This is a genomic window from Streptomyces sp. NPDC057002, from assembly GCF_042673825.1.
Taxonomy (GTDB): domain Bacteria; phylum Actinomycetota; class Actinomycetes; order Streptomycetales; family Streptomycetaceae; genus Streptomyces.
On sequence record NZ_JBHURZ010000006.1, the window covers coordinates 564,575 to 589,783 of the forward strand.

The window sequence follows — 25,209 nt, forward strand, 5'->3', positions numbered from 1 at the left end:
GGGAGATAGGTCACATCCTGGGGGAGATTGGATCACAAAACGGCCCAGAACCCTGGAGTTTCCGGGGTTCCGGGCCAATGCCTCACAGCCGGTGCTATGGCGGCTACGGTGCGGTGCTCAGCTGAGGCGCTCGATGACCATGGCCATGCCCTGGCCGCCGCCGACGCACATCGTCTCCAGGCCGAACTGCTTGTCGTGGAACTGGAGGGAGTTGATGAGCGTGGTGGTGATGCGGGCGCCGGTCATGCCGAAGGGGTGGCCGACGGCGATGGCACCGCCGTTGACGTTCAGCTTCTCCAGCGGGATGCCCAGGTCGCGGTAGGAGGGGATCACCTGGGCGGCGAACGCCTCGTTGATCTCCACCAGGTCGATGTCGTCGATCGACAGGCCTGCGCGGCGCAGGGCCTGCTTGCTGGCCTCGACCGGGCCGAGACCCATGATCTCGGGAGAGAGGCCGGAGACGCCGGTCGACACGATGCGGGCGAGCGGGGTGAGGCCGAGCTCGCGTGCCTTGGTGTCGGACATGATCACGAGCGCGGCGGCGCCGTCGTTCAGCGGGCAGCAGTTGGCTGCGGTTACCAGGCCGTCCGGGCGGAAGACCGGCTTGAGGCCCTGGACGCCTTCCAGGGTGACGCCGGCGCGGGGGCCGTCGTCCTTCGAGACGACCGTGCCGTCGGGGAGCGTCACCGGGGTGATCTCGCGCTCCCAGAAGCCGTTCTTGATGGCTTCCTCGGCGAGGTTCTGCGAGCGGACGCCGAACTCGTCCATGTCCTGGCGGGTGACGCCCTTGGTGCGGGCCAGGTTCTCGGCGGTCTGGCCCATCGCGATGTACGGGTCGGGCAGCAGGCCGTCCTCGCGCGGGTCGTGCCAGGTCGAGCCCTCGGACTGGGCGGTGGCGACGGTGCGGGCCTCGGCGTCGGCGAAGAGCGGGTTGTGCGTGTCGGGCAGGCCGTCGGAGCTGCCCTTCGCGTACCGGGAGACGGTCTCGACGCCGGCCGAGATGAAGACGTCGCCCTCGCCGGCCTTGATGGCGTGCAGGGCCATGCGGGAGGTCTGCAGCGAGGAGGAGCAGTACCGGGTGACGGTACAGCCCGGCAGGTGGTCCATCCCCGCCTGTACGGCCACGATGCGGCCGAGGTTGTGGCCCTGCTCGCCGCCGGGCAGGCCGCAGCCGAGCATCAGGTCGTCGATGTCCTTCGGGTCCAGCTCGGGGACCTTGGCCAGGGCGGCCTGGACGATGGTGGCGGTCAGGTCGTCCGGGCGGAGGTCCTTGAGGGAGCCCTTGACGGCGCGGCCGATGGGGGAGCGGGCGGCTGAGACGATCACGGCTTCGGGCATCACGGCTCCATTGACGTACCGGGTGGTCTGGCTGGGCTGTCTGGGAAGTTACCCGTACGTATGGGCTGGGTCACGGGTCTCGCGGTGTGACCCTGGCCGCAGTTTACTAAGCGCTTGCTTTCCCTGCCTTCAGTTCGAGGGCGTGACAGGCGCCGGCTCCTGCTCGGGTACCCGCCGGCGCCGCCGGCGCTTCAGCAGGGCCCAGGGTCCCCGCGACCCGGTCGGCATCGCCGCCGCGACCTCCGTGCCCGCCTCCGACGCGGCCTCCGCCGCCGCCCGGGCCACCGGCAGGAAGCCCTCGCGACGGGAGGCGTCCGGGCGCTCCTCGTCGGCCGGCCACAGGCCGAGGGAGGCGCAGACGCTCGGCAGGACCGCCATCGCCGCCGTCGCGTAGCCCTCGGCGGAGGGGTGGTAGCTGTCGGGGCCGAACAGCTCGCGCGGGTTCTCGGCGAACTCGGGGCCCAGCAGGTCGCCCAGGGACACGGTGCGGCCGCCCTGCTCGACGACTCCGATCGTCTGGGCGGCCGCCAGCTGGCGGGAGGCCCGTCGCGCCAGCCAGCGCAACGGCTGCCGGACCGGCTCGATGGTGCCCAGGTCGGGACAGGTGCCGACCACGACCTCCGCACCGGCCGTGCGCAGCCGCCGGACCGCCGACGCCAGACAGCGGACCGAGCTGGTCGGGGGCATGCGGTGGGTGACGTCGTTGGCGCCGACCATGATCACGCAGATGTCGGGCACCGGATCGGGGTCGGCCAGCACCAGGGCCACCTGGCGGTCCAGGTCGTCCGAACGGGCCCCGGGCGTCGCCACCGTGCGCAACCGCACCGGGCATTCCGCCAGCGCCGCGAGCCCCGACGCCAGCAGCGCCCCCGGTGTCTGCCCGGACCGGTGCACGCCCTGGCCCGCGGCCGTGGAGTCGCCCAGCATCGTCAGCCGCAGCGGCGACTCACCGGAGCCGGCGTACGCACGGCCGTACAGCCCGTCCGCGTTCGGCACGTGCCCGGACGTGCCGTTGCCCACCCGGCGCCGCGCCAGCTGCACCTCCGCCAGCACCAGCCCCACGGCGGCCGCCCCCGCCAGACCGATCCCGCCGCCGCCGTACGCCGCGCCGGCCGCGATCCGCCGGGCCACCCTCGCCCTCGACATGCTCGTCATGCGTCGCCGCCACCTCCTCGAACCCGTACACCCAGTGCTTGCCCCGTACAGGCCGTCGCCCAATCTCAACGCGCAGTGAACGACCGTCACGGACCACGGGCAGCACATAGGCTGGCGGCACCACACAGACCACTTCTTCTGCGGCATCCGGAGACAACGGTGCAGTTCCACGACTCGATGATCAGTCTCGTCGGCAACACCCCGCTGGTGAGGCTCAACAGCGTGACCAAAGGCATCAGGGCGACCGTCCTGGCCAAGGTGGAGTACTTCAATCCCGGCGGTTCCGTGAAGGACCGCATCGCCCTGCGCATGATCGAGGCCGCCGAGGAGAGCGGCGCGCTCAAGCCGGGCGGCACGATCGTCGAGCCGACCAGCGGGAACACCGGCGTGGGGCTCGCCATCGTGGCGCAGCAGAAGGGGTACAAGTGCATCTTCGTGTGCCCCGACAAGGTGAGCACCGACAAGATCAACGTGCTGCGCGCGTACGGCGCCGAGGTGGTCGTGTGCCCGACCGCCGTGGACCCCGAGCACCCGGACTCGTACTACAACGTCTCCGACCGGCTGGTCCGTGAGACGCCGGGCGCCTGGAAGCCCGACCAGTACTCCAACCCCCACAACCCGCTCTCCCACTACCACTCCACCGGCCCCGAGCTGTGGGAGCAGACGGAGGGGAGGATCACCCACTTCGTGACGGGTGTGGGCACCGGCGGCACCATCTCCGGGACCGGGCGCTATCTGAAGGAGATCAGCGACGGAAAGGTCCAGGTCGTCGGCGCCGACCCCGAGGGTTCCGTCTACTCCGGCGGCTCCGGGCGTCCGTACCTCGTCGAGGGCGTCGGCGAGGACTTCTGGCCGACCGCCTACGACCGGACCGTCGCGGACGAGATCGTCGCCGTGTCCGACAAGGACTCCTTCCAGATGACCCGCCGCCTGGCCAAGGAGGAGGGCCTCCTGGTCGGCGGCTCCTGCGGCATGGCGGTCGTCGCCGCGCTGGAGGTCGCCGGGCGGCTCGGCCCGGACGACGTCGTGGTGGTGCTGCTGCCGGACAGCGGGCGCGGCTACCTCAGCAAGATCTTCAACGACGAGTGGATGGCCGACTACGGCTTCCTCGAGGACACCGGCCCGAGTGCCCGCGTCGGCGACGTCCTGGCCGACAAGGAGGGCGACCGCATGCCCTCCCTCGTCCACATGCACCCGGACGAGACGGTCGGCCAGGCCATCGACGTGCTGCGTGAGTACGGCGTCTCGCAGATGCCGGTCGTCAAGCCGGGCGCGGGCCATCCCGACGTGATGGCCGCCGAGGTCGTCGGCTCGGTCGTGGAACGCGAGCTGCTGGACGCGCTGTTCAGCAAGAGCGCCTCGCTCGACGACCCGCTGGAGAAGCACATGTGCGGCCCGCTGCCCCAGGTCGGCTCCGGCGAACCGGTCGAGGACCTGATGGCCGTGCTGGGCAAGGCGGACGCGGCGATCGTCCTGGTCGAGGGCAAGCCGACCGGTGTGGTCAGCAGGCAGGACCTGCTGTCCTTCCTCGCCAGGACCGGGAAAGCGGCGGCCAACGCCCGGTGAACCACCCGTGAACCGGGTGAACTCGGGGCGTCCGTGATCTTCGTGGACTTCGCGGAAGTGGTACGAGCGTGTCACGTTCGCGCAGCACCCGCTTAACACGAGTCCTGCACATTGGTGGGTGTCGGCAGGGCGGGAGCGGCTCCCCGCCCAGGTCGACGCCGTAGGCGTCAAGGACCTCCGGAGCGGCTCCCGGACCTCCATGGACCCTACTGACGCGCCAGCCCGGCCCTGACCAGGCCCGCGTCCCTCGCGGGGACCGCCGTCGTCCCGCCCCCCGAACAGGGGGTGCGGCGGTCCCCGCGCATTTCTCTTCCCGGCCTCAGCAGGCCCGGCTCGTCGCCCAACTCCCCAGCAGCGCCAGGCGCTCCGCCGTCTCCGAGCCCGGTTCCGGTGTGTAGGCGACGATCATCTGGTCCGGAGCCCCGGGGATCGCGAGGGTCTCGTACGGGAGGGTCAGCAGGCCGGCGACCGGGTGCCGCAGCTGTTTCACTCCGTGGTCGCAGGGCTTGACCCGATGGTCGGCCCACAGGCCCCGGAAGTCCTCGTCGGCGCGGGAGAGTTCGGCGACGAGTTCCCCCGTGGCGGCGTCCCCGGGGTGGTGGCCCGCCTGCAGGCGCAGATGGGCGACCGTCTGGCCCGCGATCGCGGCCCAGTCCGGATAGATCTCGCGGGCGGCGGGGTCGAGGAAGACGCGGCGCGGGATGTTGCGCTCCGCGGAGCCGGGTCCGGTGAAGTCGAGCAGGGCGTCGGCGAGCGCGTTCCAGCCGAGCACGTCCATGCGGTGGTCCAGGACATAGGCCGGATTGCGGTCCATGCCGTCCAGGATCAGCCGGACACCCGGGCGCACCCGGGAAGCGGCCTCCCCGGGCGCGGACCGCGGGGGCGCGGCCGGAGCGCTCTCGACCCGGCGGGGCCGGGCGACCGCCCGCAGATACGCGTGCTCCGCCTCGTCCAGCCGCAGCACCCGCGCGACCGCGTCCAGCACGGCGTCCGACACTCCGCCGGACTTCGTCCGGGACGGGTCCCCGGGCCCCCTGCCCTGCTCCAGGCGGACGTAGTAGTCGACGCTCACCCCGGCCAGCTGCGCCACCTCCTCACGGCGCAGCCCCGGGACACGGCGGCGGCCGTAGGAGGGCAGCCCCACCTCCTCCGGCTGGATACGGGCACGGCGCGAGCGCAGGAAATCTCCCAGTTCTCCGTCCATGCCTTCGAGCCTAGGCGCCCCGCGCGCGGCGAACCTGGTACTGGCAGTCCCAGGAAAAGCGCCCCCCTGGGTACGGCGGCCGACGGCGCCGAGGGTGGTGGACGAGGCCGGGGAGACGCCCCGGCCACCACCGAGGGGATCTCCCATGTCGTACGAGAACCTGGCCGGCCGTACCGCCGTCGTCACCGGAGCAGCGAGCGGGATCGGCGAGGCCATCGCCGTCCTGCTGGCCGCCCGGGGCGCACGGGTGGCCCTGCTGGCCCGGCGTGAGGAACGGCTGACGGCGCTCGCCGGGAAGATCCGGGCCGACGGCGGACAGGCCCTGGCCGTCGTCGCGGACGTCACCGACGAGGCGTCCGTGGCGGCCGCCGCCGACCGGATCCATACCGAGTACGGGCCCGTCGACCTGGTCGTCAACTCCGCCGGCGTGATGCTGCCGCACCCCGTCGACGCCCGGCGCGCCGACGAGTGGCAGCGGATGCTCGACACCAACGTCGCCGGCGTGCTGCGGATCACCGGCGCCTTCACCGGCGACCTGGTGGACGCGGCGGCGGACGGCCGTACGGCCGACATCGTGAACATCTCGTCCATCGCCGCGCATGTCAGCTTCCCGAACTACGCGGTGTACGGCGCGACCAAGGCGGCCGTCACCTATCTGTCGGAGTCCCTGCGCGGCGAGTTCGGGCCGCGGGACGTCCGGGTCACCAACATCGAGCCCGGGTTCGTCGAGAGCGAGCTGCTCGCCCACATCGGCGACGCGGAACTGGCCCGGCAGGTGGCGGAGCTGCGGGACCAGGTGGGCGCGCTGTCCGCCGAGGAACTGGCCGACCTGGTGGCCTACGTGACCAGCCGGCCGCGCCGGGTCAATCTGCGGCAGATCGTCGCGCTGCCCACCCGGCAGGCCTGAACGGCGTGCGCCCGCTCAGTCCTCCCAGCCGCTGTCCTGGGAGGACTTGCGGCGGCCGAACAGCTCCGGGTTGGTGCGGACGGCCTGGACGAGGTTGACGCCCACGATGCCGGCCCAGGCGACGAGCATGCCGGGCAGCTGGGCCACGCCCCCGCCGATCGCGGACAGCGGCACCGCGAGGACCAGGGAGACGATGCCGAAGCCGAAGCGCTCGCCCCAGGAGTCCGTGGGCCGCGGCGAGCGGGAGTCCCGGGCCGTCTGCATCTGCTGCTCGGCGAGCTGCCGGCGCACCCGGCGGTCCACCGCGCCGTCGATCCGCTGGTCGACCTTCTCCAGGAACGAGTCGACCAGCGCGGACTCGTACTCCTCGCCCAGCTCCCTGCGTGCGTGCAGGGTGGCGTCGAGTTCCTTCTTCAGCTCGGTGTCCCGCGCGTCCATTCCGGTCATGAGACCCACGGTAGAAAGTAGCGACGCCCGCCGCACTGGGGTTAGCCCCCGGGTCGGGACGGGGGGCGGCCCGGGGGCCCTCCACTCCCGCTTGCCGGTCTGCATATGCTCATGCAGAATCCTCAGCTACTGAATAGGCGAGGGGGAGCACGTCATGAGCGTGACCGACAGCCCTGCCGCGCGGCTCCAGGCGCTCTTCGAGGGCCACCGGCTGACGCCGACCCAGCGGCGCATCGCGCACAGCATGGTGCGGCGGGCCGCCGACGTGCCGTTCCTGTCGAGCGTGGAGCTCGCCGAACTGGCCGGGGTCAGCCAGCCGTCCGTGACCCGCTTCGCCGTGGCCCTGGGCTTCGACGGCTACCCGGCCCTGCGCCGCCATCTGCGCGAGGTCGCCCCGGCCGAACCCGCGGCGGACGCCGGGTCAGTCAACGAGTACCAGCAGGCCGTCGAGGCCGAGATCGAGAACCTGCGGCACCTGGCGGAGGCCCTGGCCGACACCGGGCCCGTGCAGCGGGCCGGGCGCATCCTCGCGGCCTCCCGTCCGCTCCCCGTCCTCGGACTGCGGGCGGCGGCCGCCCAGGCGCACGGCTTCGCGTACTTCGCCGCCAAGGTCCACCCCGACGTACGCCTCCTCAACGAGGGCGGCACGATGCTCCAGGACCGCATCGACGCCGCCGTCCGGGCCGGTGCCACCGCACTGCTCTGCTTCGCGCTGCCCCGGCACCCCCGCGAGGTCGTCGACACCCTCGCCCACGCCAAGGAGGCCGGGCTGACCGTCGTCACCGTCGCCGACTCCGCCTTCGCACCGGTCGCCAAGGTGTCCGACCTGCTGCTCCCCGCCGCGGTCGGCACCGGCCTGGCCTTCGACACGGCCTGCGCGCCGATGCTGCTCGGCCGGGTGCTGCTGGAGGCGATGTGCGACGACCTGCCCGAAGCCCAGTCCCGCCTGGAGGAGTTCGACACGAAGGCGGCGGCGCGGGGCCTGTTCGTCGACTGAGGGAACGCGCGCCGGTTTCTCAGACCCGTCTCACGTTGCGTCGCTAACGTGCCTTTCCTGCACCCCCTTCAGAGGATTCGGAAGACGGCACGGAGGCTGAACGTGACGCGCGGAGGACAGGGACTGGCTCGGGTCGCCGTCGTCGTACGGGCGGGGGCCGCACCGCTGTGGTGGCTGGGCGTGTGCGCCGCGGGCATCGGCGTCCTCGCACCGGGACTGACCGGCCGCCGTATCGGCGTCCTGGCCGGGGCGGCGCTGTTCCTCCTGGCGACGGCCCTGGTGGCCCGCGGAGGCCGTAGGCGCTACGTCACCCTGGCCGCCGCCGCGTCCCGCGCCGGCAAGCACGACGTACTCCAGGACCGAGCGGTGACCGTACGCAACTGGCGCCGCCACCACCGCTGGTGGCTCCTCCTCGCCTTCCTCGGCGCCCTGGGCACCGCCTTCGCCGTCCCGGCCGCGGGCGGCATGCTCCTGGCCGGCTGCGGAGCGGGCCTGCGGCTGAAGGCGGCCTGGCTGGGCCGCCGGGAGCGGGCCGACGAGGCGTTGCTGTGGGTCCGGGTGGACTGGCTGCGCGGGGGCGCGGGCAGCCCGGCGGGCAAGCAGGTCAAGGCGTACCGCAGCACGGGCATCGCGGCGGGCGACGCGGCCCCGGGCGGGGCACGGAGGAAGTCGCCGGCGCTGGTGTAGTCGGGCTGGGGGCGCATGCCCTGCCTTTTCAGGGGCGCGGGGAACTGCGCGACCAGCCCCAACGCGCCCGCAGACCGGTGACTACGGAAGCCCCAACGGCGACTGCGTAAGCGCCTCCACATGCGCCCCACCAGACTCCGCCACCACTTCCTCGACCGTCTGCGCCTCCCGCACGACCGCGAAGACCACACCCCCCTCCCCGCCCGGCCCGAACCCATAAACCCCAGGCCGGACAAGGGAGTTGTACCCATAGTGATGCGCGAAGTAATACGCCCCCGTATCCAGTGCCGCCGCATACTCCCCCTGCTCCAGCACCGGCATGGACCGCCCCTCCGCCAGCAGATCCCCCGCGAAACACGCCGGCCCCGCGACGTCCTGCACCACGACGGGCCCCTCCTTCACCCGCCCCTTCGCGTCATACGCCGCGATCCTCAACGGCCAGCTCTCCGGCGCGTACACCGTCCGCGTGGCGACCTGCACCCCGGCATGCGTCACCGCGACCGCCCGCCCGCCGGAGGTCTTCGCGTACTCGACCCGCGCCACCACCGTGCCGTGCTTGGCCAGCAGCGACCGTCCGAACTCGGTGACCAGCCCGTACCGCCCGTCGAACAGCCCCGGCACCTCCTCGGCCAGCGTCCGCGCGTACTGCGCGTACGTCGGCGTCGTCGCGTCCGACGCGAAGTTCACCGGCAGCCCGCCACCGATGTCGAGCGTGTCGATCTGCCGTCGCCCGATCCGCCGGTTGATCTCCTCGGCGAGCGCGTACGTCTCCGCGACCCCTTGGGCCAGCAGCGACAGCGGGATGCCCTGGGACCCGGTGTGCGCGTGCAGCCGAGTCAGCCACGGGCGGTCCTGGTACGCCCGCACGACCCACTCCCGGGCCCCCTCGTCGCGCAGCGCCACCCCGAACTTCGATGTCGCCGTGGCCGTCGAGGTCGCCCCGATGGAACCCCCGCCGACCTGCGGATTCACCCGGATCCCGAGTGGGGAGCGAGTGCTGCCGTCGCTCATCAGGCCGTCGATGCGGTCCAGCTCCTGCGGGTTGTCCGCGTTGACGGCGATGCCCAGCGCCAGCGCCTCGCGCAGTTCGGCCGGTGTCTTGGCGGGTGAGTCCAGGACCGTCATCTCCGGGTCCATCCCCGCCGCCCGGGCCAGCGCCAGCTCGCCCGGGCTCGCCACCTCCGCTCCGATGCCCTCCGCGCGCAGCAGCCGCAGCACCGCCACCAGCGGGGTCGCCTTCACCGCGAAGGCGTGCAGCACGGGCGTGCCCGGTGCCACGAACGCGTCGAACGCCGCCCGCAGCTCCGCCGCCGACTCCCGGATGCCGGTGACGTCCAGCAGCCCGACGACGGGGCTGCCGGCCCCGAGCAGTCCCTGCTCCACGGCGGCCCGCACTGCCTCGTCCCGCCGGGCCGCCCGCCCCGCGCCCGAGTCGCCTGCCTGAATGTCGTCATCCATGGATCCAGCCAAACATCCACGGCACCGCCGCGCCGACCTCCCCATGTATTGACTAGCTCTATTCATAAAGCCAGGATGTGAATAGACGTAACAACAGACCGCCGGGAGGCAGACCATGTCAGGACCCCGCCCCGTCCGAGCGCCGCGCGGCACGGAACCGAGCGCCCTGGGATGGCAGCAGGAAGCCGCCCTGCGGATGCTGCAGAACAACCTCGACCCGGAGGTCGCCGAGCACCCCGACAAGCTCGTCGTCTACGGCGGCACCGGCAAGGCGGCACGCGACTGGCGCTCCTTCGACGCGATGGTGCGCACACTGAAGGGCCTGAAGCAGGACGAGACGATGCTCGTCCAGTCCGGCCGCCCCGTCGGCGTCATGCAGACCCACGAGTGGGCCCCGCGCGTCCTCATCGCCAACTCCAACCTCGTCGGCGACTGGGCCAACTGGGAGGAGTTCCGCCGCCTGGAGGCCCTCGGCCTGACGATGTACGGGCAGATGACCGCCGGCTCCTGGATCTACATCGGCACCCAGGGCATCCTCCAGGGCACCTACGAGACCTTCGCCGCCGTCGCCGCGAAGAAGTTCGGCGGCACCCTCGCGGGGACCATCACCCTCACCGCCGGTCTCGGCGGCATGGGCGGCGCCCAGCCGCTCGCCGTGACGATGAACGACGGTGTCGCGATCTGCATCGACTGCGACCCGCGTGCCATCGAGCGGCGTATCGAGCACCGGTACCTGGATGCGAAGGCCGACTCCCTCGACCACGCCCTCCAGCTGGCCACCGAGGCCCGTGACGCCCGCCGCCCGCTGTCCATCGGGGTCCTCGGCAATGCCGCCGAGCTGCTGCCGCAACTGCTCGCCATGGGCGCCCCGATCGACATCGTGACCGACCAGACCTCAGCCCACGACCCGCTGGCCTATCTGCCCCTCGGCATGGCCTTCGAGGACATGGCCGACGCCGCCGCGAAGGACCCGGCCGGCTTCACCACCCGGGCCCGCGAGTCCATGGCCACGCATGTCGAGGCCATGGTCGGCTTCATGGACGCCGGAGCCGAGGTCTTCGACTACGGCAACTCCATCCGGGGCGAGGCCCAGCTCGCCGGATACGACCGGGCCTTCGCCTTCCCCGGCTTCGTCCCCGCCTACATCCGCCCGCTGTTCTGCGAGGGCAAGGGCCCCTTCCGCTGGGCCGCGCTGTCCGGCGAGGCCTCAGACATCGCCAAGACCGACAAGGCGATCCTCGACCTCTTCCCGGAGAACGAGTCCCTGGCCCGCTGGATCCGGATGGCAGGGGAGCGGGTCCACTTCCAGGGCCTGCCCGCCCGTATCTGCTGGCTGGGCTACGGCGAGCGGGACAAGGCAGGCGAGCGGTTCAACGACATGGTCGCGAGCGGTGAGCTGGCCGCGCCGGTCGTCATCGGCCGCGACCACCTCGACTGCGGATCCGTCGCGTCCCCCTACCGGGAGACCGAGGCCATGCTCGACGGGTCCGACGCGATCGCCGACTGGCCCCTGCTGAACGCGATGGTGAACGTGGCGTCCGGTGCGTCCTGGGTGTCCCTGCACCACGGAGGCGGGGTCGGGATGGGGCGGTCGATCCACGCCGGGCAGGTGACGGTGGCCGACGGCACGAAACTGGCCGGTGAGAAGATCCGCCGGGTCCTCACGAACGACCCCGGCATGGGCGTCATCCGCCATGTCGACGCCGGGTACGACATCGCCGACTCGGTGGCCCGGGACAAGGGCGTCCGTGTTCCGATGCGCGAGGGTGACGACGCGTGACGCAGGAAACCGCCGGCCCCCGGCCGGACCCCACCGGCACCTCCTTCCACCGGATGTGGCGCGAGCTGCTCCCGATCGGCCGCCACCCCGCCTCCGGCGGCTACCGGCGCTTCGCCTGGAGCGGTGTCGACGGTGACTGCCGGGCCTGGTTCGAAGAACAGGCCCTCGCCCGCGGCCTGCGCTACGAGACCGACCGGAACGGCAACCAGTGGGCCTGGCTCGGCGACCCCGCCGCCGGGGACGCCGTCGTCACCGGGTCGCATCTCGACTCCGTGCCGGACGGCGGGGCCTTCGACGGGCCCCTCGGTGTCGTGTCCGCCTTCGCCGCGCTGGACGAACTGCGCGGGCGGGGCGCGCCGCTCACCCGCCCCCTCGGCATCGTGAACTTCGGTGACGAGGAGGGCGCCCGGTTCGGGCTCGCCTGCGTCGGTTCCCGGCTCACCGCCGGGCAGCTCACCCGCGAGCAGGCGCACCGGCTCACCGACGGCGAGGGCGTGACGCTGCCGCGCGCCATGGAGGCCGCCGGATACGACCCCGACGCCATCGGGCCCGACCCCGAACGGCTCGCCCGCATCGGCGCCTTCGTCGAACTCCACGTCGAGCAGGGCCGGGCCCTGGACCTGTCCGGCGACCGGGTCGGCATCGCCAGCGCGATCTGGCCGCACGGCCGGTGGCGGTTCGACTTCGGGGGCGAGGCCAACCACGCCGGCACCACCCGGCTCGCCGACCGGCGCGACCCCATGCTGTCCTACGCCGAAACCGTCCTCGCCGCCCGCCGCGAGGCTGAACTCGCCAGTGCCGTCGCCACCTTCGGCAAGATCGCCGTCGAGCCGAACGGCGTCAACGCCATCCCCTCCCTGGTGCGCGGGTGGCTCGACTCGCGCGCCGCCGACCAGGACAGCCTGGACGCCGTGGTCGCCGGTGTGGAGAAGGCGGCCGGGGAGCACGCCGCCGCCCACGGCGTCGAGCTGGCCGTCGTCCGCGAGTCGTTCACCCCCGTCGTCGAGTTCGACCACGCCCTGCGCGACGAACTCGCCCGCATCCTCGGCAAGGACACCGGCCTCACGGTCCCCGTCCTCGGCACCGGCGCCGGACACGACGCCGGGATCCTGTCCGGGAGCATCCCGACCGCCATGCTGTTCGTGCGCAACCCCACCGGCGTCTCCCACTCCCCGGCCGAGACCGCGGCCGAGGACGACTGCGTGGCCGGGGTACTCGCCCTCGCCGACGTACTGGAAGGACTGGCCCGCACGTGACGCCCACCCAGCAGACCCGTACGTACTGGCTGGAACACGCCTGGCTCGGCACACACGTCGAGCCGGGCGTCGCCCTCGACGTCCACGACGGCCGCATCACCGCCGTCCGCACCGAGGTCACCGCCCCGCCCCCCGGCGCCGAGGTCCTGCGCGGCCTCACCCTCCCCGGGCTGGCCGACGCCCACAGCCACGCCTTCCACCGGGCCCTGCGCGGCACCGCCCAGGTCGGCTCCGGAACCTTCTGGACCTGGCGCGAGGTCATGTACGCCACGGCCGCCCGGCTCACCCCGGACACCTACCACGCCCTGGCCCGCGCCGTGTACGCCGAGATGGCCCTGGCCGGCGTCACGGCGGTCGGCGAGTTCCACTACGTCCACCACGCCCCCGGCGGCACGCCCTACGCCGACCCCAACGCGATGGGCGAGGCCCTGATCGCGGCCGCCGCCGAAGCCGGGATCCGCATCACCCTCCTCGACACCGCCTACCTCTCCTCCGGCTTCGGGCAGCCGCCCTCCGCCCAGCAGCTCCGCTTCTCCGACGGCACGGCGGACGCCTGGGCCGAACGCTGTTCAGTTCTCAAGGAACGGGATCACGCGCGGATCGGAGCGGCGATCCACTCCGTACGAGCCGTGCCCGCCGACCAGCTGGCGACCGTCGCGAGGTGGGTCGAGGAGCGGCGGGCCCCGCTGCACGTGCACCTGTCGGAGCAGACCGCCGAGAACGAGGCCTGCCTGGAGATCCACGGGTGCACCCCGACGCAGCTGCTCGCCCTGCACGGCGTCCTCGGGCCGCGCACGACCGGTGTCCACAACACCCACCTCACCGCCGAGGACGTCTCCCTCATCGGCGGCAGCGGCACCGGCACCTGTATGTGCCCCACCACCGAGCGGGACCTGGCCGACGGCATCGGGCCCGCCGCCGCCCTGCAGAACGAGGGCTCCCCGCTCTCCCTCGGCTCCGACAGCCACGCGGTGATCGACCTGCTGGAGGAGGCGCGCGCCCTGGAGCTGAACGAGCGCCTGCGCACCCGCACCCGAGGTCACTGGACGGCCTCGGCCCTGCTGCGGGCGGCCTCGGCCGACGGCCACGCGGCCCTCGGGTGGGAGGACGCGGGCGTCCTGGAGGGCGGGGCGCTCGCCGACTTCACCACCGTCGCGCTCGACTCGGTCAGGACGGCAGGGCCGCTTCCGCGGCTCGGGGCCGAGACGGCCGTATTCGCCGCGTCGGCAGCGGACGTGTCGCATACGGTCGTGGGAGGTCGGCACGTCGTACGGGACGGGGTCCACTCCCTCGTACCGGATGTGCCGAAAGCCCTCGCGGACGCCGTCGAAGCCCTGCGCGGATGACGACGGCGGGCCACCCACCCGCACGGCCCGCACCTGCCTCCGTCCCCGAACCCGCCCCCACCGCCGACCAGGCAACCAAGGACGCCATGAGCAACGCGACGACCGTCAGCCCCGCCCACTCCGCGAGCACCGCAAGCACGCTCATCACCAACATCGCCGCCCTGGTCACCAACGACCCCTCCCTCGGTGACAATTCCCCCCTCGGACTGGTCCAGGACGCGGCCGTCGCCATCGAGGGCGACCGCGTCGTGTGGACCGGTGATCAAAGCAAAGCACCCGCCACTGACAATCGGGTCGACGCAGGTGGCAGGGCGGTCGTCCCGGGCTTCGTGGACTCCCACTCGCACCTCGTCTTCGCCGGTGACCGGACACAGGAGTTCAACGCCCGCATGTCGGGGCGGTCCTACAGTGCGGGCGGCATCCGCACGACCGTCGCCGCCACCCGCGCCGCGAGCGACGCGGAACTCGAGGCCAACGTCACCCGTTACCTCCGCGAGGCGCTGCATCAGGGCACCACCACCTTCGAGACCAAGTCGGGCTACGGCCTGACCGTCGAGGACGAGGCCCGGGCCCTGCGCGTCGCCGCCGCCCACACCGACGAGGTCACCTACCTCGGCGCCCACATCGTCGCCCCCGAGTTCGCCGAGGACCCGGCCGGCTACGTCGCCCTCGTCACCGGCGAGATGCTCGACGCCTGCGCCCCGTACGCCCGCTGGATCGACGTCTTCTGCGAGAAGGGCGCCTTCGACGGCGACCAGGCCCGCGCGATCCTCACCGCGGGCAAGGCCAAGGGCCTGCACCCCCGTGTCCACGCCAACCAGCTCTCGTACGGCCCGGGCGTTCAGCTCGCCGTCGAGCTCGACGCGGCCAGCGCCGACCACTGCACCCATCTGACCGACGCGGACGTGGACGCCCTGGCGAACAGCCGTACGGTCGCCACCCTCCTGCCCGGCGCCGAGTTCTCCACGCGGGCCGAGTGGCCGGACGCCCGCCGTCTCCTCGACGCGGGCGCCACCGTGGCCCTCTCCACCGACTGCAACCCGGGCTCGTCCTTCACCTCCTCCGTCCCGTTCTGTGTCGCGCTCGCTGTACGGGACATGGGCATGACCCCGGACGAGGCCCTCTGGTCGGCCACGGCGGGCGGTGCGGCGGCCCTCCGGCGCACCGACATCGGCCGCATCGCCCCGGGCGCGTACGCCGACCTGACGCTCCTCGACGCCCCGAGCCACGTCCACCTGGCCTACCGCCCCGGCGTCCCCCTGGTCAGCGGAGTCTGGCGGCGCGGTGAAAGGGTGCTCTGACCAACCGACCCGGCCCGATGCTGTGCGCGACAGGCGGACGGCGAGGCGGCGGTGGCTCGCGCTGGGCGTGAACGTGCTGCTGGGGATCCCGGCCGTGGTGCCGGTCTGGCTGCTCTGGTACCTGGCGTCGAACTGGCCGCTGGCCGCACTGGGCCTGACCGACCGGGAGCCCACGGAGAACGACGGCGTCCTGCCGTGGTTCATCGTCGCGGGGCCGGTCGTCCTCGCGTTCGGTCTGCTCTGGTGGTCGGCCAACCGTCCGCTGCGGCGCGGCACGAACCTGCCGCCGGCCCGCTATTGGGCGCTGGGCGCCCTCGCCATGCTTCTGCCGACGCTCGTCCTCGTCGTCGTCTCCGACGTCTGAGAGGGTCCGTGGCACGCGCCCGGGGGCGGACCGTTCGGTCCGCCCCCGAAGGACACGTCACCCGGCGGGGTTCACACGAGGCTCACTCCTCGACGGTCAGCCCCTTGCGCAGCCGTACCAGCGTGCGCGACAGCAGTCGCGACACGTGCATCTGCGAGATGCCCAGTTCCTCGCCGATCTCCGACTGCGTGAGACCCGCGACGAACCGCAGCGACAGGATCTTCCGGTCGCGCGGCGGAAGTTCGGCGATCAGCGGCTTCAACGACTCGACGTACTCGATGCCTTCGAGTCCGTGGTCCTCGTAGCCGATACGGTCCGCGAGCGCGCCCTCGGAGTCGTCCTCCTCCGGCTGGGCGTCCAGCGAGGAGGCGGTGTAGGCGTTCGAGGCGGCCATGCCCTCGACGACCTCGTCCTTGGACAGGCCCAGGCGCTCGGCCAGTTCCGTCACCGTCGGGGCGCGGTCCAGCTTCTGCGCCAGCTCGTCACCGGCCTTGGCCAGGTCGAGCCGGAGCTCCTGGAGCCGCCGCGGAACGCGCACGGACCACGAGGTGTCGCGGAAGAAGCGCTTGATCTCGCCGACGATGGTCGGCATCGCGAAGGTGGGGAACTCGACACCCCGGGAGAGCTCGAACCGGTCGATCGCCTTGATCAGGCCGATGGTGCCGACCTGGATGATGTCCTCCATCGGCTCGCTGCGGGAGCGGAACCGGGAAGCGGCGAACTTGACCAGCGCGAGATTCAGTTCGACAAGCGTGTTGCGGACGTACGAGTACTCGTGCGTGCCTTCCTCCAGCGCCTCGAGGCGCTCGAAGAGGGTCTTGGACAGAGCCCGTGCGTCGACCGCGTCGACCTGCTCGTACGGGGGGATGTCCGGAAGTCCGGCGAGAACGTCGTCGTGTGTGACGAGCGTCTCGTCCTGCTCGATGGGATCCAGATGTTCCGGAGGGGGTGTCGACGTCGCTTTCTGGGTACGCGATGCGTCGAGCCGGGGTGACATGATGTCCTCCATCGTTCTCGGCATAAGGCTGCCGGAGCCAATTACGTGCACTGCGGTGTGCGGCGCCTCCAAAGCCGGCCGTGTGTCGGGTACGTGTCCTTACTAGGCCTACCCGCTTTCCCGAGCCCACCGCAAGTGCGTTCTGTGGGCATATGTCCGTTTGTGTGTAGTTGTTCGGGTGTCGGAGCACGTCAGGAAGGCGTAGTGTTCGAGGGCGTCAGCAAGCAGCCTCGACGTCAGGAGAGAGAGACGGCATGGACCGCGGGACGGTCGGCAGCGCACAGTCTGGCCGGCTTCTGGTGGAGGTGCGGGACGAGGGCTCTAGCGCCGTCGTGACCCCGGCGGGTGAGTTGGATCACCACACCGCCGATTTGTTGCGTGAGCCACTCGAGGACTGCCTCGCCAAGGGATTCAAGCGCCTGGTCATCGACTGCGTACGCCTGGAGTTCTGCGACTCCACGGGGCTCAATGTGCTCCTCGGCGCACGGCTGAAGGCGGAGGCCGCCGGTGGCGGTGTGACCCTCGCCGGGATGCAGCCGGTGGTGGCGCGCGTATTCGAGATCACGGGTGCGGACGCGGTTTTCACCGTTCACGACACGCTCGAGGCGGCCCTGGCCGACGAGTCGAGCTGAGCGGCGGTGCGTCGGCGCGCCGAGCCTCGGCCTTCCCCCTGTGACCGACGTCCTATGTACGTCGCGCCTTTCGTGCCGAATCCGGGGGTGTTCCGTCGGGACGCCAGGGCAGGAGACATCCTGAACCTGTTGGCTGCCGGGGTGTCGGGGGCACCGCGAAACCGATGTGCCGCGCACTGCGTGACTGACGGTGTAGAGAATCTTTTGAATCGTGAACTGGTGAATCGGTGAGGTGAAGCGCTGATGAGCACCACCCGGCCTTACCCGCCGGGCGACCGCGGGCCGGAGCCCAGCGGCGCTTCCGGGGCGTCCGAGGGTGGCGTACCGGCGGCCACTGCGTCCGGCGAGGGCGTGGGCGCGCCGTCCGGAGCCGCGGCGCCGCCGGGGGGACGGCAGGTGCGCCGGCTGAGCTTCGACGGGGAGAGCGGTGTCGTTCCGCTCGCCCGCGACTTCACCCGCCAGGCGCTGTACGCGTGGGGCTGGCTGCCCGCCGCCTCCGCCGACCAGCGGGCCGCCGCCGAGGATGTGCTGCTCGTCGTCTCCGAGCTGGTCACCAACGCCTGCCTGCACGCCGAGGGGCCGGACCAGCTGTGGATCACCTGCGACAACAAGGTGATCCGTCTGGAGGTCGCCGACCGGGGGACCGGGCAGCCGGCTCCGCGTAATCCGCACCGGGCCGGGCGCCCGGGCGGCCACGGCATGTTCATCGTCCAGCGGCTGTGCCTGGACTGGGGCGTCGTGCGCACGCCGGGTGTCGCCGGCAAGACGGTGTGGGCGGAACTGGGCGCACCCGCCTGACCGGGGACCGTCCGCCCGTCCTCACGGATTCCCCGCCGTACATCCCCTCATACGTCACTCACCGCGCGCCGGATCGCCACAGATCCGGCGCGCGCTGTGTCTTCCTTCCTCCGGGTCCCGGGCGTACCTTGACGGCCCGATCTGATACGCCGTCAGGAAACAGGAAGGGGAGTGGCATCGTGTCGTACCGGAATCGAACCGCCGCGCTCGCGTCCGCGGCGGCCCTGGCCGGCTCGGCGGTGTTGATGGCCGCCCCCGTGGCGCGGGCCGAGGTCGTCGACGTCAACTACCAGTGCAAGACGCCGATCGGCGACAAGAGCGCCGTCTCGCCCATCGACATCAAGGGCGTCGAGGACGGTGACGGCTACAAGATCACCATGTCCTGGCAGAAGGGTGTCTCCTCCAGCCCGGTCGAACTGGGCAAGGGCGCGATGACCCCGAGCGCCACGATCGCCCTGGGCGGTGCCGACGACGGCACCCTGACGGTGACCGGGCCCGCCAACGACGCGGCCATACCGGCCAACACCCCGATCAAGATCAACGACTTGAGCGGGACATACACGCCGAAGAAGAGCGGCGAGGTCACCTTCACGGCCGGCGTGCTCACCATCAAGGCGCTCGGTACGACGACCACATGCACCCCGACCAACGACCCGGACCCGTCCCTGACCCTCGACGTCAAGGCCGCGAGCGGCGGCGGCACCGGCTCCGCCCAGGGCGGCGGCTCCGGCTCGGACTCCGGCACCGGCGCCGGGCTCCCGCAGACCGGGCCCGAGGACTCGGCCATAGCCCTCGGCACCCTCGGCGGCACGGTCCTGCTCGCCGGCGCGGCGGGCACGTTGTGGCTGACACGGCGTCACCAGAGCACTCGCGTCCGCCACTGAGCATGCCCGGGACGCGTGCGGGATCCGACGCGGTATGCCCGCCCGGGCCACCTGCCGAGACCGACACCGCCACTCACCGACGGCCCGGCCGGCCAGGGCCGTTGGCGCGGGTTCGTGCGTACGTCGCCGAGCGCGGGTCGCCGCGCTGGCCCGGGCGGGTGGAGCCGACCGCTCGGGCTGTCGATGCCGCGCGCATGGCCGGGTGCCGGTCGGCGCCGACGCGCGCAGGCCCTGGACGTCCGCTGGAGTCGGTTTCTCGGGCGGCCGATGCCGTGCGGCCGCGGGAGGTGACGCCGTGCGCCCGGTCCGGACGTCTGGTGGAGCCGGCCGATCGGGCTGTCGGTGCCGTGTGCGTGCCCTCACGCCCGCTGGAGGCGACGCGCGCAGGCCCCGGAAACCCGCTGGATCCGGCCGCTCGGGCCGTTGATGCCGTGAGCGTGCCCGGACACCCGCCGGAGTCGAGGTCGTATGCCCGCCCCGGAAGACCGATGGAGCCGCCGATGTCGCGTGCCGCGCGCCTTCCGTACCTGTCGCTGTCGGTTCTGTTCGTGTTTCTGATGGTTCTAATGGGGGCCGGGCCCGTCGGGGCCGTGGAGCGGCCTCGGGTCGAGGTGTCCGAGGCGGAGGCCGGGGCGGGTGGGGCGGTCACTGTCAGCGGTAGTGGCTGGCGGGCGCGTGCCCTGCTGACGCTGCTGGTGTGCGGGCAGGCCGAGCCGGACCGGGGTGTGACCGGCGGCACCAACTCCTGCGCGAACGCCGACGGCCGGGCCGTCACCGCCGATGCCGAAGGACGCTTCCGCCGCACACTGCCCGTCGTCGAGCCGCCGGTGCCGTGCCCCTGCGTGGTGCACGTGGCGACGGTGACCGGAGCCGGTGCCGAGGCCGACGCGGCCCTCCGGATCGCCGGGCACACGGTCGAGCCGTTGCCCGCGGAACGGTCGGGCGGGCGGCTCTCCCTGCCCGCGGACACCCGGCTGCGCGGCGGCGACGGGCTGCTGACCTGGTTCGGCTCGCCGCCCGCCCGGACCCTGGAGGTCACTGTCGGCAACGTCGGCACGTCCCCCGTGAAGGACCCCGTCTTCCAGGTCGGCACCGCACACGGCGTGTTCGCGCCGCAGTGGCAGGACCAGCGCTGGCGCGGCACGATCCGGCCCGGCGGCGAGGCCCGTATCGAGCTGCCCGTGGAGCTCGCGGCCGGGGCGCACGGCGACTACACGGTGTCCCTGAAGTACGGCGGCAAGGTCCTCGCCGAACATCCCTGGGGCGTGGGCCGCCCCTGGGGCGTGACCCTGTTCTGGGTCCTGGTCCTCCTGGTCGTACCGGCGGCGGTGGTCCGCGCAGGCCTGGCCCTGGTGGACCACCTGCGGCCCCGCCGGCCCGGCCACGCGGCCCGCCCGGCCCGTCGTAAGGGGCTGCCCGGGCTCCTGCCGCGTCCCGCGAGGGCGAACACCCCCTCCGCCGCCCCGGCCCTGCCCTGGGTCGCCCCCGACGCCGGCCCGGAGGACGCGGGGCGGCCCTCCGTGCCGTACGGAAAGGGCCCGACGACGAGGGCCTGACCAGCGCGAACGCACGCGAAAGGGCCGCCGCGTCCCGAGGGTGCGGCGGCCCTTCGTCATGGCCCGGTGGGGCGGGTCAGCGGACGTCGCCCATGAGTTCCTTGACCTTCTTGCGGTACATCCACACCGCGCCGCCGGCGAGGACGGCGAGCGTGGCCTCCAGCGCCACGATGCCCGCCTTGTTCAGGTCGACCCCGGCGATGGAGAGCAGACCGGTCGTGGCGTCACCGGCGGTGACGGCCAGGAACCAGACGCCCATCATCTGCGAGGCGTACTTCGCGGGAGCCATCTTCGTCGTCACCGACAGACCGACCGGGGAGAGCAGCAGCTCACCGACGGTCTGCGTGAAGTAGATCGCCACCAGCCACAGCGCGGCCGCCTTGTGACCGCCCTCGGCGATCGACAGCGGGGCCAGGAAGAGGAAGAAGGACGCGCCGACCAGGACCAGACCCGAGCCGAACTTCACGATCGTGCTCGGCTCCTTGCCGCGCCGGTTCAGCGCCAGCCAGAACCAGGCGAAGACCGGGGCCAGCGCCATGATGAGGACCGGGTTGACCGACTGGTACCAGGAGACCGGGAACGCCCAGCCGAGGACGCTGTTCTCGGCGGAGGAGTCCGCGAAGATCGACAGCGTCGAGCCGCCCTGGTCGTAGATCATCCAGAACACGGCCGCGGCCACGAAGAACCAGATGTAGGCGGACATCTTCGACTGCTCGGCACGGTCGAGGTCCTTGTCGCGCTTGATGCGGACCAGGACCATCGTCGGGATGATCACGCCCAGCAGGGTCAGCGGGACCAGGATCCAGTTCAGCGTGTAGTGGCCGGAGAAGCCGACGATCGCGTAGACGACGACCGCGATACCGGCCCAGATCGCCGCCTTGCGCAGCGTCGAGGCCTTCTCCTCGCCGGACAGCGGCGTCGGGACGACGCCGGAGCGCTCGGCCAGGTTGCGCGAGCCGATCAGGAACTGGACGAGACCCAGTGCCATGCCGAGCGCGGCGAGCGCGAAGCCCAGGTGCCAGTTGACGCTCTCACCGATGGTGCCGATGATCAGCGGCGCCGCGAAGGCACCGAGGTTGATGCCCATGTAGAAGACGGTGAAGCCACCGTCGCGGCGCGGGTCGTCCGGTCCGTCGTAGAGGTGGCCGACCATCGTCGAGATGTTGGCCTTCAGCAGACCCGAGCCGATCGCGACCAGGCCGAGGCCGGCGTAGAAGGTGCCGGAGGAGGGCAGGGCCAGCGTGAGGTGGCCGAGCATGATGATCCCGCCCGCGATGGCGACGGTCTTGCGCGGCCCCCAGACGCGGTCGCCGAACCAGCCGCCGGGCATGGCGAGCAGGTACACCAGCGACACGTACACGGAGTAGATCGCCGTCGCCGTCCCCGCGGGCAGGTGCAGGCCACCCGGGGCCACCAGGTACAGCGGGAGCAGGGCCCTCATGCCGTAGTAGGAGAACCTCTCCCACATCTCGGTCATGAAGAGAGTGGCCAGTCCGCGGGGGTGGCCGAAGAAGGTCTTCTCGGAGCCGGGGGTGCCCGGACGGGCCGAGTCCTTCGTCAGGCTGGACGCCATGGTCGTTCCTTGCTGGTCGGGACGCGCCCCGCGACAGCGGTGGTGCGCCCGGTGGGGGTCTGTCGGCACCGGAGCGTACGGCCGTCGCCCCCGACGCCTACGGGGGCCGCTCCGGGGCACGGAGCGATGGGCGGTCGCCTCCGGGGCCCGACATAAAAGAGACCTTCAGGGCAGAGAGCCACAGAAGGTCGCCTAGGGCTACAGGCGTCGATTCACCATACGGCAGGACACTGCCGCATATGGAAGGACTTGAGAGGAGGATCACAGGTGACGGGGGAACCGTAAGCCCCGTTTCCAAGGTCCTTACCAGGATCGCACCCCATAGGCAGAGGTTCGTCAGCGTTCCCCTGGAACGTAAGAAGTGGGTATGCCAACGGTAAGAATCAAGGCTTCCGGTCACACCCCAGCTCAGGGCCTCGCAGGTCTACCATCACTCCATGACCCGTGTACTGCTCGCCGAGGACGACGCGTCCATCTCGGAGCCGCTGGCCCGTGCTCTGCGCCGGGAGGGCTACGAGGTCGAGGTGCGTGAGGACGGCCCCACCGCTCTCGACGCAGGACTTCAGGGCGGCGTCGACCTGGTCGTGCTCGACCTGGGGCTGCCCGGCATGGACGGTCTGGAGGTCGCCCGCCGCCTGCGCGGCGAGGGCCACACCATCCCGATCCTCATCCTGACCGCGCGCGCCGACGAGGTGGACACCGTCGTCGGGCTCGACGCGGGCGCCGACGACTACGTCACCAAGCCCTTCCGGCTCGCCGAGCTGCTCGCCCGCGTCCGGGCCCTGCTGCGGCGCGGTGCCGCCGAGCCGCAGCAGCCGCCCGCCACGCACGGCGTGCGCATCGACGTCGAGTCGCACCGCGCCTGGATGGGCGAGGAGGAGCTCCAGCTCACCGCCAAGGAGTTCGACCTGCTGCGGGTGCTGGTGCGTGACGCGGGCCGGGTCGTCACCCGCGACCAGCTGATGCGCGAGGTCTGGGACACGACCTGGTGGTCGTCGACCAAGACCCTCGACATGCACATCTCCTGGCTGCGCAAGAAGCTCGGCGACGACGCGGCCAACCCCCGCTTCATCGCCACCGTGCGCGGTGTGGGCTTCCGTTTCGAGAAGAGCTGAGCCACAGGGCAGGCACGGGTAACAGGACATGCGCCGCCGACTGATCCAGTCCACGCTCGCCGTGGTGCTGGTCGTGATCGCCGTCTTCGGTGTCTCGCTCGTCATCGTCGAGACCCGGACGATCAGCAACAGTGCCCAGGAGCGGGTGGAGTCCGAGGCGGTCCGCCTCGCCAGCATCGTCGACAGCCGGCTCTTCGGGGCCCAGCAGGTCGACGCCGAGGTGCTGCGCGACCAGGTCACGCAGGACCGCTACTACGCGGTGATCCGGCTCCCCGGCGAGGCGCCCATCGAGGTCGGCACCAAGCCGTCCGGTGACGTCATCAGCGCGACCGCGCCCGGCGAGGAGGGCGAGACGGTCACCGTCGAGGAGCCGCGCTCCTCGGTGACCCGCGAGGTCGGCCGGACGCTGCTGATCATCGCGCTGGTCGCGCTGCTCGCGGTGGTGGCCGCGGTGCTGCTTGCGGTCCGCCAGGCGAACCGGCTGGCATCGCCGCTGACCGACCTCGCGGAGACCGCCGAGCGGCTCGGCTCGGGCGACCCCCGGCCGCGGCACAAGCGGTACGGCGTGCCCGAGCTGGACCGGGTGGCGGACGTGCTGGACGGCTCCGCCGAGCGCATCGCGCGCATGCTCACCGCCGAACGCCGCCTGGCCGCGGACGCCTCCCACCAGCTGCGGACGCCCCTCACGGCCCTGTCCATGCGGCTGGAGGAGATCACCCTCACCGACGACCCGGCCACGGTGAAGGACGAGGCGACGATCGCGCTCACGCAGGTCGAGCGGCTGACGGACGTCGTCGAGCGGCTGCTGACCAACTCCCGCGATCCGCGCACCGGCTCCGCCGTCACCTTCGACCTCGACGAGGTCATCCAGCAGCAGCTCGCCGAGTGGCGGCCGGCGTACCGCAGTGTGGGCCGGGCGATCGTCAGCTCCGGCAAGCGGCATCTGGAGGCGGTCGGCACGCCCGGCGCGGTCGCGCAGGTGCTGGCCGCGCTGATCGAGAACTCCCTGATGCACGGTGGCGGCACGGTGGCCCTGCGCACCCGCGTCACCGGAAACCAGGCGGTCATCGAGGTCACGGACGAGGGCCCCGGCGTCCCCGCCGACCTGGGCGCACGCATCTTCGAGCGGGCGATCAGCGGCCGGAACTCCACGGGCATCGGCCTGGCCGTCGCCCGCGACCTGGCGGAGGCGGACGGCGGCCGCCTGGAAATGCTCCAGACCAAGCCCCCGGTCTTCGGCCTGTTCCTGTCCCGCACGGCCACGCAGACGCCGCTGACGGACGAGGACGAGCCGATGGTCCGCTGAGGCTCTCGTTCGGTACGGCTACGGCACCCGCTGCTTGTTCCGCTGCTGCTCCACCGCCGGTCCGGTCTCCGGCGCCGGTGTCCGGGCCGGGAGCGCGCGGAAGACCCAGGTGCGGTACGACCAGAAGCGGAAGAGCGTGGCGACGCCGATGCCGACGAACTTGAAGATGTTGTTCTGGAGCGGGGTGTTCCAGCCGAAGCCGTAGGTCGCCGCGTACAGCACGCCGTTCTCGATGACCAGGCCCACCGCGCTGAACAGCAGGAACAGGGTCATTTCCCGGGTGCGGCCGCTCTTGTCGCGGTCGCGGTACGTGAAATAGCGGAAGCCGACGTAGTTGAAGACGATCGCGACGACGGTCGCGATGACGCTCGCGCGCACCACCTGGAGGTCGGTGACATGCCGCACCAGGTTGAACACGAGGAGGTTGACCAGCACCCCGGCCCCGCCCACCGCGCCGAATTTGGCGACTTCGCGAACGAGCCGTCGGAGCCGAGAGGCACCATGTCCCATGGTCGTGCAGGCCCCCGTCCCTCAGTTGGCGT

General features: G+C 71.9%; 23 protein-coding genes. 15 read left to right on the top strand and 8 right to left on the bottom strand.

Annotated features, from left to right (window positions below; translation table 11 throughout):
• Nucleotides 1–117: 117 nt before the first annotated feature.
• Both ACFT32_RS30810 and ACFT32_RS30815 read right to left on the bottom strand, forming a co-directional pair.
• Nucleotides 118–1,338, bottom strand: a complete 1,221-nt coding sequence (locus ACFT32_RS30810; protein ID WP_382495781.1) for an acetyl-CoA C-acetyltransferase — start codon at nt 1,336–1,338, stop codon at nt 118–120.
• A 129-nt stretch (nt 1,339–1,467) separates the two neighbouring features.
• The gene (locus ACFT32_RS30815) at nt 1,468–2,493 is read right to left on the bottom strand and encodes an SGNH/GDSL hydrolase family protein (protein ID WP_382495783.1); all 1,026 of its coding nucleotides are present in this window, start codon (nt 2,491–2,493) and stop codon (nt 1,468–1,470) included.
• 159 nt (nt 2,494–2,652) lie between these two features.
• Between ACFT32_RS30815 and ACFT32_RS30820 the strand changes: the two genes are divergently transcribed.
• On the top strand, nt 2,653–4,059 hold the full coding sequence (locus tag ACFT32_RS30820; protein WP_382495785.1) for a cystathionine beta-synthase: 1,407 nt from the start codon (nt 2,653–2,655) through the stop codon (nt 4,057–4,059).
• 319 nt (nt 4,060–4,378) lie between these two features.
• Here the strand turns inward: ACFT32_RS30820 and ACFT32_RS30825 are convergent, their stop codons facing one another.
• A complete protein-coding gene (locus ACFT32_RS30825; RefSeq protein WP_382495787.1) occupies nt 4,379–5,263 on the bottom strand; it encodes a helix-turn-helix transcriptional regulator in 885 nt (294 codons plus the stop codon).
• Between the two features lie 145 nt (nt 5,264–5,408).
• Between ACFT32_RS30825 and ACFT32_RS30830 the strand changes: the two genes are divergently transcribed.
• Nucleotides 5,409–6,170, top strand: coding sequence for an SDR family oxidoreductase (locus ACFT32_RS30830; protein WP_382495789.1), 762 nt, complete (start codon nt 5,409–5,411; stop codon nt 6,168–6,170).
• A 15-nt stretch (nt 6,171–6,185) separates the two neighbouring features.
• Here the strand turns inward: ACFT32_RS30830 and ACFT32_RS30835 are convergent, their stop codons facing one another.
• Complete coding sequence (locus tag ACFT32_RS30835) at nt 6,186–6,608, bottom strand: hypothetical protein (RefSeq protein ID WP_382495944.1); 423 nt, start codon at nt 6,606–6,608, stop codon at nt 6,186–6,188.
• A gap of 163 nt (nt 6,609–6,771) precedes the next feature.
• Here ACFT32_RS30835 and ACFT32_RS30840 point away from each other — a divergent pair, with 163 nt between their 5' ends.
• Together ACFT32_RS30840 and ACFT32_RS30845 are read left to right on the top strand one after the other, a co-directional pair.
• Nucleotides 6,772–7,614 carry a MurR/RpiR family transcriptional regulator gene (locus tag ACFT32_RS30840; protein ID WP_382495791.1) on the top strand — a complete coding sequence of 281 codons (843 nt, stop codon included), beginning with the start codon at nt 6,772–6,774 and terminating at the stop codon, nt 7,612–7,614.
• A gap of 102 nt (nt 7,615–7,716) precedes the next feature.
• Nucleotides 7,717–8,301, top strand: coding sequence for a hypothetical protein (locus ACFT32_RS30845; protein ID WP_382495793.1), 585 nt, complete (start codon nt 7,717–7,719; stop codon nt 8,299–8,301).
• 81 nt (nt 8,302–8,382) lie between these two features.
• Here ACFT32_RS30845 and ACFT32_RS30850 read toward each other — a convergent pair whose 3' ends face one another.
• Complete coding sequence (locus ACFT32_RS30850) at nt 8,383–9,876, bottom strand: diaminopimelate decarboxylase (RefSeq protein ID WP_382495794.1); 1,494 nt, start codon at nt 9,874–9,876, stop codon at nt 8,383–8,385.
• Here ACFT32_RS30850 and hutU point away from each other — a divergent pair.
• Genes hutU through ACFT32_RS30875 form a run of 5 tightly spaced genes read left to right on the top strand, consistent with a single transcriptional unit; the run spans nt 9,875 to nt 15,806 of the window.
• On the top strand, nt 9,875–11,539 hold the full coding sequence (gene hutU, locus ACFT32_RS30855) for a urocanate hydratase (protein WP_382495796.1): 1,665 nt from the start codon (nt 9,875–9,877) through the stop codon (nt 11,537–11,539). The genes ACFT32_RS30850 and hutU overlap by 2 nt on opposite strands.
• 53 nt (nt 11,540–11,592) lie before the next feature.
• On the top strand, nt 11,593–12,795 hold the full coding sequence (locus ACFT32_RS30860; RefSeq protein ID WP_382495945.1) for an allantoate amidohydrolase: 1,203 nt from the start codon (nt 11,593–11,595) through the stop codon (nt 12,793–12,795).
• Entirely contained in the window at nt 12,792–14,141 is a 1,350-nt protein-coding gene (locus tag ACFT32_RS30865) for a formimidoylglutamate deiminase (protein WP_382495798.1), read from the top strand. The genes ACFT32_RS30860 and ACFT32_RS30865 overlap by 4 nt, the downstream gene beginning before the upstream one ends.
• Nucleotides 14,138–15,442 carry an imidazolonepropionase gene (gene hutI, locus ACFT32_RS30870; RefSeq protein WP_382495800.1) on the top strand — a complete coding sequence of 435 codons (1,305 nt, stop codon included), beginning with the start codon at nt 14,138–14,140 and terminating at the stop codon, nt 15,440–15,442. Before ACFT32_RS30865 ends, hutI begins: the two co-directional genes overlap by 4 nt.
• A 22-nt stretch (nt 15,443–15,464) precedes the next feature.
• Nucleotides 15,465–15,806: a hypothetical protein gene (locus ACFT32_RS30875; protein ID WP_382495802.1), complete on the top strand. Its 342-nt coding sequence runs from the start codon at nt 15,465–15,467 to the stop codon at nt 15,804–15,806.
• Between the two features lie 82 nt (nt 15,807–15,888).
• Here ACFT32_RS30875 and ACFT32_RS30880 read toward each other — a convergent pair whose 3' ends face one another.
• Complete coding sequence (locus ACFT32_RS30880) at nt 15,889–16,815, bottom strand: RNA polymerase sigma factor SigF (RefSeq protein WP_382495804.1); 927 nt, start codon at nt 16,813–16,815, stop codon at nt 15,889–15,891.
• A gap of 242 nt (nt 16,816–17,057) precedes the next feature.
• Between ACFT32_RS30880 and ACFT32_RS30885 the strand changes: the two genes are divergently transcribed.
• The 4 genes from ACFT32_RS30885 (at nt 17,058) to ACFT32_RS30900 (ending at nt 20,673) form a co-directional block, all read left to right on the top strand.
• Nucleotides 17,058–17,435 (top strand): STAS domain-containing protein, encoded by a 378-nt coding sequence (locus tag ACFT32_RS30885; RefSeq protein ID WP_382495805.1) that lies wholly within the window; start codon nt 17,058–17,060, stop codon nt 17,433–17,435.
• A 243-nt stretch (nt 17,436–17,678) separates the two neighbouring features.
• Entirely contained in the window at nt 17,679–18,233 is a 555-nt protein-coding gene (locus tag ACFT32_RS30890; protein ID WP_184598229.1) for an ATP-binding protein, read from the top strand.
• Nucleotides 18,234–18,412: 179 nt separating this feature from the next.
• On the top strand, nt 18,413–19,117 hold the full coding sequence (locus tag ACFT32_RS30895; protein ID WP_382495807.1) for an LPXTG cell wall anchor domain-containing protein: 705 nt from the start codon (nt 18,413–18,415) through the stop codon (nt 19,115–19,117).
• A 500-nt stretch (nt 19,118–19,617) separates the two neighbouring features.
• Nucleotides 19,618–20,673, top strand: coding sequence for a hypothetical protein (locus ACFT32_RS30900; RefSeq protein WP_382495809.1), 1,056 nt, complete (start codon nt 19,618–19,620; stop codon nt 20,671–20,673).
• Nucleotides 20,674–20,749: 76 nt separating this feature from the next.
• Here ACFT32_RS30900 and ACFT32_RS30905 read toward each other — a convergent pair whose 3' ends face one another.
• Nucleotides 20,750–22,246: an oligopeptide:H+ symporter gene (locus ACFT32_RS30905; protein WP_382495811.1), complete on the bottom strand. Its 1,497-nt coding sequence runs from the start codon at nt 22,244–22,246 to the stop codon at nt 20,750–20,752.
• A gap of 437 nt (nt 22,247–22,683) precedes the next feature.
• On the opposite strand from ACFT32_RS30905, the gene ACFT32_RS30910 reads away from it, so the two are divergent.
• Nucleotides 22,684–23,361 carry a response regulator transcription factor gene (locus ACFT32_RS30910; RefSeq protein WP_382495813.1) on the top strand — a complete coding sequence of 226 codons (678 nt, stop codon included), beginning with the start codon at nt 22,684–22,686 and terminating at the stop codon, nt 23,359–23,361.
• 28 nt (nt 23,362–23,389) lie between these two features.
• The gene (locus tag ACFT32_RS30915) at nt 23,390–24,667 is read left to right on the top strand and encodes an ATP-binding protein (RefSeq protein ID WP_382495815.1); all 1,278 of its coding nucleotides are present in this window, start codon (nt 23,390–23,392) and stop codon (nt 24,665–24,667) included.
• A gap of 18 nt (nt 24,668–24,685) precedes the next feature.
• Here the strand turns inward: ACFT32_RS30915 and ACFT32_RS30920 are convergent, their stop codons facing one another.
• Nucleotides 24,686–25,177 carry a GtrA family protein gene (locus tag ACFT32_RS30920; protein WP_382495816.1) on the bottom strand — a complete coding sequence of 164 codons (492 nt, stop codon included), beginning with the start codon at nt 25,175–25,177 and terminating at the stop codon, nt 24,686–24,688.
• Nucleotides 25,178–25,209: the final 32 nt, after the last annotated feature.